The organism is Rhizobium sp. CBN3, from assembly GCF_030518245.1.
In the GTDB taxonomy this organism is placed as follows: Bacteria; Pseudomonadota; Alphaproteobacteria; order Rhizobiales; family Rhizobiaceae; genus Rhizobium; species Rhizobium aethiopicum_A.
The window spans coordinates 1-697 of record NZ_JAULSE010000089.1 but is presented as its reverse complement, the minus strand read 5'-3'; the positions used below and the strand labels follow the sequence as shown (position 1 = coordinate 697).

The following is a 697-nucleotide window of genomic DNA, read 5'->3' as shown; positions in this document are numbered from 1 at the left end:
GGCAAATCCTGCCGGAAGGGCGCTGTATTCCAGCTATCGGGAAGCTGGCCGGGTTGAGCCACTCCATGCCAAAACTCTGCGGGATCGGCGATCTGTGTGGAGGACTCCGGTCCAGCCGCCGCAGCCCCCGCTCGAGCACTGTTGGGCGCGGGGCTCAGACGTCGTTGGAGTTGCTCCCGATCGGCGACGAGGTTGTCGAGGTGCAGCACGGCTGGCCGGCCTCTTCGCGCCAGTCGTCTAACGAGCGCCCGCGTGCCGTCAACCACGAAGACTCCGCAATCATAGTCGTTGCGCTGTTGGGTCATGCGGACGGGCTCCAGACGGGTACCCAATCTTTGTGCGAGCATTGCTGCAAACTCGTCGTTCTGGCCCCGGAAGGAGTCATAGTGATAGGCAGCCGGCCCCTCGCGGTTGCGACGGTCAACGAGTAGCAGCGACCAATGGGTGCCGCGGTGATCAGGATCCGAAGCACTGGCATCGCTCACTGGAAGGAACAGGAAGTCGGCTGTATCTCTTCCATCCTGATCATTAACGATGCGCTGGAAAGCGCTCAGCGCGGTGCTCTCATCGCCCAGGCGCAGATGATAATGGGCTATCAGGGGATCGATAAGCCGCGTCCTGGCGGCGAGATCCGGATCGTTTCGCTGCAAGTCCTGCATTAGCAGCTCATAATCCGTCTGGATATGCTGGTCGCCCA

1 protein-coding gene is annotated in these 697 nt (G+C 61.5%); it reads right to left on the bottom strand.

Annotated elements, in window-relative coordinates; translation table 11 throughout:
- Positions 1-697, bottom strand: a 697-nt coding sequence (locus QWJ46_RS31065; protein WP_302756373.1) for a Ulp1 family isopeptidase, incomplete at both ends; no start/stop codon positions are given.